Source organism: Streptomyces sp. RP5T (assembly GCF_003933965.1).
GTDB lineage: Bacteria > Actinomycetota > Actinomycetes > Streptomycetales > Streptomycetaceae > Streptomyces.
The window spans coordinates 1-8,154 of sequence record NZ_RSAJ01000382.1 but is presented as its reverse complement, the minus strand read 5'-3'; the positions used below and the strand labels follow the sequence as shown (position 1 = coordinate 8,154).

Annotated in this window: 6 protein-coding genes; 2 read left to right on the top strand and 4 right to left on the bottom strand. The window is 72.2% G+C overall.

What is annotated here, in order from left to right:
* A partial coding sequence (locus EHS43_RS30565) for a metalloregulator ArsR/SmtB family transcription factor (protein ID WP_148104123.1) occupies nucleotides 1–296 on the top strand: 296 nt, incomplete at its 5' end.
* Between the two features lie 16 nt (nucleotides 297–312).
* A complete protein-coding gene (locus EHS43_RS30560; protein ID WP_125193943.1) occupies nucleotides 313–1,446 on the top strand; it encodes an MFS transporter in 1,134 nt (377 codons plus the stop codon).
* Nucleotides 1,447–1,542: 96 nt separating this feature from the next.
* Here the strand turns inward: EHS43_RS30560 and EHS43_RS30555 are convergent, their stop codons facing one another.
* The 4 genes from EHS43_RS30555 to EHS43_RS30540 all read right to left on the bottom strand — a co-directional run.
* Nucleotides 1,543–5,400 (bottom strand): glycoside hydrolase family 2 TIM barrel-domain containing protein, encoded by a 3,858-nt coding sequence (locus tag EHS43_RS30555; RefSeq protein WP_125193942.1) that lies wholly within the window; start codon nucleotides 5,398–5,400, stop codon nucleotides 1,543–1,545.
* A 237-nt stretch (nucleotides 5,401–5,637) separates the two neighbouring features.
* Complete coding sequence (locus EHS43_RS30550; protein ID WP_125193941.1) at nucleotides 5,638–6,201, bottom strand: hypothetical protein; 564 nt, start codon at nucleotides 6,199–6,201, stop codon at nucleotides 5,638–5,640.
* Nucleotides 6,202–6,392: 191 nt separating this feature from the next.
* A complete protein-coding gene (locus tag EHS43_RS30545) occupies nucleotides 6,393–6,902 on the bottom strand; it encodes an O-acetyl-ADP-ribose deacetylase (protein ID WP_125193940.1) in 510 nt (169 codons plus the stop codon).
* Nucleotides 6,903–6,954: 52 nt separating this feature from the next.
* Nucleotides 6,955–8,154 (bottom strand): NAD(P)/FAD-dependent oxidoreductase (locus tag EHS43_RS30540; protein ID WP_148104122.1); only part of this gene is annotated, 1,200 nt, incomplete at its 5' end.

Sequence of the window (8,154 nt, the reverse complement as noted above, 5' to 3'; positions counted from 1 at the left end):
TGGCCAAGGTGGCCACCACCCTCCAGGCCCTCTCCACCCCCTCCCGCCTGCTGATCCTGGCGCGACTGCGCGAAGGTCCGCTGCCGGCCACGGAGTTGGCCGCCGAGGTGGGCATGGAGCAGTCGGCGTGCTCGCACCAGCTGCGGCTGCTGCGCAACCTGGGGCTCGTCGTGGGCGAGCGCCGGGGCCGGTCGGTGGTGTACGCGCTGCACGACCACCATGTCGCCGAACTGCTCGACCAGGCCGTCTTCCATGTGGAACACCTGCGGCTCGGGCTCAGTGACGCCACCGACTGAGCCGCCCCGGCGCCTGATGCTGCCGCTGTACGCGGCCGGTTTCACCACCGCCTTCGGCGCGCACGGCATCGCCGCGAACCTCGGCGCGGACTCGGCGGACGCGGTCACCTCACTGCTGGTCCTGGGCGGCCTGCTCGCGCTGTACGACGGTGCCGAGGTCGTCCTCAAGCCGCTGTTCGGCACGATCGCCGACCGGATCGGGGCCCGCCCCGTGCTCCTCGGCGGACTGGTGGCCTTCGCGGTCGCGTCCGCGCTCTACGCCCTCGCCGACAGCCCGGGGTGGCTGTGGGCGGCACGGCTCGGGCAGGGGGCGGCGGCCTCCGCCTTCTCCCCCGCGGCGTCCGCACTGGTGTCCCGGCTGAATCCGGCCGCCAAACAGGGGCGGGCGTTCGGGAGTTACGGCTTCTACAAGTCCGTCGGCTACACCCTGGGCCCGCTGCTCGGCGGCGTGCTGGTGTGGGCGGGCGGACTGCGGCTGCTGTTCACGGTGCTGGCCGTCCTGGGCGCGGCCGTGGCGGTGTGGGCGCTGAGCGCCGTCCCCGTCGTGCCGCCCCTGCCCCGGGCCCGGCAGACGCTCGTCGACCTGGCGCGGCGGCTGGCCGACCCGGCGTTCCTCATCCCGACGGCCGCGCTCGCCGGGGCGACGGCCGCGCTCTCGGCCGGCGTGGGCTTCCTGCCCGTGTCGGGTGCCGTGGCGGGACTGGGCACGGTGGCGACGGGTGCCGCCGTGTCGGTGCTCGCGGCCTGCGCGGCGGTCGTCCAGCCGCGCGCCGGACGGGCGCTGGACGCGGGGCGGATCACGGTACGGGGCGGGCTGAGCGCCGGGCTGCTGCTGGCGGCGGCCGGTCTGGGCTGCGCGATGCTGCCGGGGCTCGCGGGTGTGCTGCCGGGTGTCGCGCTGATCGGGGTCGGGACGGGGCTGATCACGCCCCTGGGGTTCGCGGCGCTCGCCTCGTCGACCCCGCGGGAGCGGCTGGGACAGACGATGGGGGCGGCCGAGCTGGGCCGCGAACTCGGCGACGCGGGAGGGCCGTTGCTGGTCGCGGGAGTGGCCGCGGCGACGACCCTGACGTACGGCTACGGGGTACTGGCGGTCCTGCTGGCCTGCGGGCCGCTGCTGGCCGTGGGGCTGCGTCGCAGGCACGGGTGACACGTTCCCCGCACCCGAAGGGGGCGCGGGGAACGAGGCGCCAGGACCGGGCCGTCAGGTGTCCGACGGCCCGGCCCCAAGCGTCCGGCGCGACGCTCAGGCCGTGCCCGTGGGCCGCCGCGAGGCCGCCGTCGCCGCGCCCACGTCCGTCAGCGGCCGCAGCCGGTATGTGTACGCGTAGTCCCGGTCGGCGAACAGCTTGTACTCGTCATGGGTGTGCGCGCCCCAGCTGTTGTCACCGCCGACGCCCATCTGCCGGTGGTTGACCCGCAGGACCACCGCGTCGCGCGGGGTGAGCTGGTAGTCGTGCCGCACCCCGTTCGACAGGTCCTCCGGGGTGAAGTGCGAGGCGTTGACCTCCAGGAGCGGCTCACCCGAGACGAGCAGGCCCACACCGTCGCGGCCGGTGAGGGCCGCCCAGCGGACGTCGGTCTTGTTGCCGTTCTCCTGCGGGCGGATGTAGGGCGTCCACTGCTCGGCGACGGTCCCGGAGTAAAGACCCACGTCCGTACCGTCGTTGCGGTCCCAGTGGTTCTCCTCGGGGCCGCGGCCGTACCAGTGCAGCCGGTCCAGCCGGCGCGGCAGGAAGAGGATCGTGCCGACCTCCGGGATGTACGGCAGCGAACCCGCCCCGGGGTGGAGGGTGTTGTCCACCCTGATCTCGGCGTTGCCGAACACCGTGTAGGTGGTGGTGTACGTCGACTCGGTCGTCGTCGGCAGGGTGCCGCTGACCTTGATCTCGACGGCCCGGTCGCCCAGCGCCCGCACGCTCACTCCGGTCACCTTGCGGCGCGCACCGGCGTCGCGCCAGGTCTGGTTGCGGGTGTGCTGCCCGTTGCCGTGGTCGTTGTCGGTCGGCGCCCGCCAGAAGTTCGGGACGGGGCCCGAGGTGAGCAGAGCGGTGCCGTGGGCCCGGTACGACGTGATGGTCCCGCTGCCCTTGTCGACGGTGACGGAGAAGTCCTTGCCGGTGACGGTGACCCGGTCCTCTGCGTCCCGGTACCTCAGTGCCGGGACCTTCGCGAGCGGCAGCGGCGTCACCGCCGGGCTCTTCGCGTCCACGGGGAGCTGCTGCTTGGCCACCTCGAAGCCGGCCTTCGCCCAGGGGGTGGACTCCCTGGTGGTGAAGGAGAGTTGGAGGTGGTACTCGGTGCCGGGCGAGGGCGTGGCCGGGAGCTTGTACGGGACGGTGATGTTCTTGCTCGACAGCGGCGCCAGCTTCAGCTGGTCCCGGGTCAGCCTCCCTCGCTGCACCACCTTCCCGTCGGCGGACAGGGTCCAGCTGCCGTCGTACTCGCGCAGGTCGGTGAACAGGTTCTCGTTGGTGAGGGTCACCGAGCCGTCCTGCGCCCAGGACGCGTTGACCGCCTGGTAGATCTGCTTGACCTCGGCGGCCTTGCCGGTGTGGCCGCGGTCGGCGGTGACGATGCCGTCCGCGACGAAGGCGCCGTCGTTGGGGTTGTCGCCCCAGTCGCCGCCGAAGGCGAAGAAGGTCTTCCGGTCGGACCGCTTCTCGGTGACTTTCACGGTCGCCGCGTCGAACCAGAACCGCACGTCCTCGTCCCCGGGTCCCCGGTTCTCGGAGGCAAGTTCGGAGGCGCTCAGGGGACGGGCGTACACCCGCGCCTTTCTGATCGTGCCGCTGAACTCCCGGGTGGGGTTGTCGACGTCGACGGCCAGCGCGAGCGGCGCGGTGGTGCTGGTGGGCTTCTGGGTGGTGGTCCTGGTCGCCCTCACCTGGCCGTCCACATGCAGGGTCAGCGTGCCCGCGGCGGCGTCGAAGACACCGGCGACGTGATGTTCGCGGCCCGTCCAGTCGTCCGGGAGCGCCCAGGTGGTGGTGATCCACTGGCCGCCGCCGTAGATGAAGAACTCCAGTGTCCTGCCGGACTGCTTGAGGGCGTACTGGGTGTCGCCCTTGGCGATGAGCGGCTGGTGATTGCCCGTCACCTTCGGGGTGACCCAGGCCTCCAGGGTCAGCGAGCCGGTGAGGTCGAGGCGATCGTCGCGGGCGAACACCGTCGCGCCGGAGACGCCCTTGTCACGGTCGAACCGGGCCCTCGCGGGCAGGACCTCGCCCCTGAGGGCACCCGGCCCGGTCTCGGTCAGCAACTGCCGCACCGGGACCGGCTCGGTGAGGGACTGGTCGACGAAGTCCCAGATCCAGCCGCCCTGGAGGACGGGGTAGCGACGGATGATGTCCCAGTACTTCTTGAAGTTGCCGTTGGAGTTGCCCATCGCGTGGCAGTACTCGATCATCACGTACGGCCGGGTGTCGGCGGTGTTCTTGGCATGCTCTTCCACCCGTGCGGGGCTGTCGTACATCTCCGAGCGGATGTCGCTGATGGTGGGCCGGTCGTCGCCCTCGTACTGGACGACGCGGGTGGTGTCGTACGACTTGATCCAGTCACGCATGTTCACGAACGTGCTGCCGCCGCCGGCCTCGTTGCCCAGCGACCAGATCACCACCGAGGCGTGGTTCTTGTCGCGGTGGACCATGTTCTGGGCGCGTGCCACACAGGCCGCGCTCCAGTCCGGATGATTGCCGGGGTACTCACCGCGGATGCCGTGGGTCTCCAGGTTGGTCTCGTCGACGAGGTACAGGCCGTACTCGTCGGCGAGTTCGAGCCACAGCGGGTTGTTCGGGTAGTGCGAGGTGCGGACGGAGTTGATGTTCATCCGCTTGATGATCGTGATGTCCTTCACGAGGTCCGCGCGGGTGAGCGCGGTGCCGCGGTCGGGGTGCATCTCGTGGCGGTTGGTGCCGCGGAAGGAGACCGGCTTGCCGTTGATGCGCATCAGCCCGTCCTTCAGGGCGAACTCCCGCAGGCCGACGCGGTGCGAGAGGGTCTCGATCACCCGGCCCGCGGGGTCGCGCAGCCGCAGGACGGCGGTGTAGAGGTTCGGGTGCTCGGCCGACCAGAGCTTCGGCGCGGGCACGGCCTTCGCCGCCTGTACGGTCGTCTCGGCGCCCGCGTCGAGCGCGACGGCCTGCTGGAGCGGGCGCGACCAGACCGCGTGGCCGTCCGCGTCGTAGAGCTGGGTCTCGACCGTGTAGCGGCCCTCGTTGCCGCCGCCGTAGTCGCGCACGCTCGCGGTGACCGAGAGTTCGGCGGAGGTGTAGTCGTCGCCGAGGGGGGTGTCCAGCTTGAAGTCGCGCAGGTGGACGGCCGGGGTGGAGTAGAGGTAGACCGAGCGGAAGATGCCGCTCAGCCGGATCATGTCCTGGTCCTCCAGCCAGTCGCCGTCGGAGTAGCGGTAGACCTCGACCGCGATCTGGTTGGCGCCCGGCTTGAGGTGCGGGGTGATGTCGTACTCGGCGGGCGTGCAGGAGTCCTCGTGGTAGCCGACGAGTTCGCCGTTGATCCACACGTAGTGGGCGGACTTGACGCCTTCGAAGTGCAGGAAGGTGCGCCGCCCCGACCAGTTCTCCGGGACGGTGAAGGTGCGCCGGTACTGCCCGACGGGGTTGTAGCGGGTCGGGGCGGCGGGCGGCTGCGCCTCCTCGCCGAGGCCGTTGGGGCCCCACCAGGGGTAGGTGATGTTGACGTAGATCGGGAAGTCGTAGCCATGCACCTGCCACACCGAGGGGACGGGAATGGTGTCCCAGTCCGTGTCGTCCACGTCCGTGCGGTAGAAGTCCGTGTCGCGGTCGCCGGGGCGGTCGGCGTAGGCGAACCTCCACTTGCCGTCGAGGCTCACGCGGTACGGGGAACGGGTGCGGTCGGCGGCGAGCGCCTGGCCGACGTCGGCGTACGGCATGAGGGTGGTGTGCGGGGGCTGGGTGCCCACCCGGAAGAGGTCGATGGCGCCGTTCCACTCCGGGGCGCCCTCCGCCGCGTGGCCGCGGCCGGCCAGGGGGCCGGAGGAGAGGGCGAGGGCGCCGAGGACGGCGGCCCCCGACTCCAGCAGACGCCTGCGGCTGATGGGGGCAGGCAGGTACGGGTGGGACATCGGTGGAACCTTCCTCGGGACGACAGTGCGGTGTACGTACTGAGGGAGCGTCAATTCCTGTGTGCTATTGGTGACTTTGAGGCACAGGATGCGACTCAACCTAGATCCCGAAGACGTGGGAGGCAATGACCCTGTCGGAGTTTGTGTGGTCCTGGGGACATGACGACATGCGGCACCCCCGCGTGCGTTCACGCGGGGGTGCCGTGGGGTGCGGTGGGCTGCGGTGCCGCCCTCGGGTCAGTCGGCGGGCGGGATCGAGGGCAGTCCGCCGCCGAGGAGACCGGTGACGGCCCCGGTCACGGAGCCCAGGAGGTCGGTGACCGCGCCCAGCACACCGCCGACGTCCAGCGAGGTCAGGGACTCGAGCAGGTCATCGATGGTGGCCTGGAGCGAGTCCAGGAGGTCGGAGACCGGGTCGGCCGCCGCGGACCGGCCCGTGCCGCTGCCGCTCAGCTCCCGCAGTTCTTCCCGGACCTCGGCGTTCGCCGCCGCCACGGCCTTCGCGTGGCCGGCCGCCTCGCTCGCGTCGAGCCGCTCGCCCTCCAGGGCGGGGATGCCGGTGACGGCGTCCAGGAGGGGCCGCAGGACGCTGTCGTGCTCGGCCCGGTCCAGGGCGTCGAGGTGGTCCTTCAGGGAGCCCGCCTCGTCGGTGGTGCGGACGGTGGCCGTCCGGGCCACTCCGTGGTCGAGGGCTCCGCGGCCCGCGTCGACGGCGGCGGTCGCGGTGCCGACCGGGCCGAGGACGAACGCGGCACAGATGAGGGACGGCAGGAGAAGGCCGCGGGGGACGAGGGGGCGCATGCGGGGGTCCTTTCGAAAAGCTTTGTCGAACCCACCGTGAGAACCGCCCCGGGTGCCCCGCAACCGCTCCCGGGCCCCACGGCCGGCCGGTCATCGCGTCAGCACGGCGCTGATCAGTCACTTTCCCCGAGCGCGCCCCTGTTTCCGGCGCTGGCGGGCATTCGGCCGTCAGGGGACCGGGCCCGCAGCGATCAGGCGAGCTGTCCCGCGAACGCCTGGTACGCCTGCACGTCGAACAGCACGAACCGGACCTCCTCGACGGCGGTGCTCGTCTCCCGCACGGTCCGCACCGCGATCCTGGCGGCGTCGTCGATCGGCCAGCCGTAGATGCCGGCGGACACGGCCGGGAACGCGACGGTCCGGGCGCCCAGTTCGTCGGCGACCCGCAGGGACTCCCGGTAGCAGGAGGCCAGCAGCTGCGAACGGTCCTCCTCGCGGCTGTGGCGCGGGCCCACGGTGTGGATCACCCAGCGCGCGTCCAGCTCGCCCGCGGTGGTGGCCACCGCCTTTCCGGTCGGCAGGCCCTTGCCGTAGTGCGAGGCACGCAGCCTGCGGCAGTCGGCGAGGATCGCGGGGCCGCCGCGGCGGTGGATCGCGCCGTCCACCCCTCCCCCACCGAGAAGGGAGGAGTTCGCGGCGTTCACGATCGCGTCGGCGCTCTCTCGGGTGATGTCGCCCTGGACGAGCCTGATGGTGGTCATGACCGCCACTCTTCCAGCCTGCCGCGCCGACGGCAGCCCGGCGCCGCCCCGCTCAGGCCTGCTCTCGCAGCCTGCGCCACACGGCCTTCGCGGCGTTGTGCCCCGACATGCCGTGCACACCAGGGCCCGGCGGGGTCGCCGACGAGCAGATGAAGACGGCCGGGTGCGGGGTGCCGTACGGGGAGAGGGACAGCTTGGGGCGCAGCATGATCTGGAGTCCGCTGACCGCGCCGGAGCCGATGTCGCCGCCGACGTAGTTGGCGTTGCGGGCGGCCAGTTCGGGCGGGCCCGCGGTGGCACGGGCCAGGACGCGGTCGCGGAAACCCGGTGCGAAGCGCTCCAGTTGGCGCTCCATGGCGTCGGTGAGGTCGCCGGTCCAGCCGCTGGGCACGTGGCCGTAGGCCCAGAAGACGTGCTTCCCGGCGGGGGCCCGGCCGGGGTCGACCACACTGGGCTGCACGGTGATCATGAAGGGCCTGTCGGGTGCGCGGTCCTCCCGGGACGCGGCCCGCAGCGCGGTGCCGATCTCCGCGGAGTCGGCGCCGATCTGCACGGTGCCGGCGGCGCGCGCCTCCTTGGCGGTCCACGGCACGGGACCCTCGAGGGCGTAGTCGATCTTGAAGACGCCCGGGCCGTAGCGGTAGCCCTCGTAGTGGTTGCCGAAACCGGCGATGCGGGCCAGAGCGGTGGGCGAGGTGTCGAAGACGTACGCGCGGGCGGGCGGCAGGTCGTCGAGACGCTTGACCTCGTAGTCGGTGTGGACGCTGCCGCCGAGGTCCTTGAGGTACGCGGCGAGTGCGTCGGAGATGGACTGGGAGCCGCCGCGGGCGACGGGCCAGCCCCGCGCGTGTGCCGCGAGGGCGAAGACCAGACCGATGGCCCCGGTGGCGAAGCCGCTCAGGGGGGCCATGACGTGCGCGACGAGTCCGGCGAACAGGGTCTTCGCGCGCTCGTCGCGGAAGCGGCGCATCAGCCAGGTCGACGGGGGCAGTCCGACGAGACCGAAGCGGGCCAGGGCGACCGGGTCGCGGGGCAGCGCGGTCGCGGGCAGGGACATGAAGTCGCGGGCCAGGGTGTCCCAGTGGGGCAGGAACGGCTCGACGAGCCTGCGGTACGTCCCCGCGTCCCGTGGCCCGAACGAGGCGGCCGTCTCGGCGACCGACCTCGACAGCACGGCTGCGGTGCCGTCGGTGAAGGGGTGCGCCATGGGCAGTTCGGCGTGCAGCCACTCCAGGCCGTAGCGCTCCAGGGG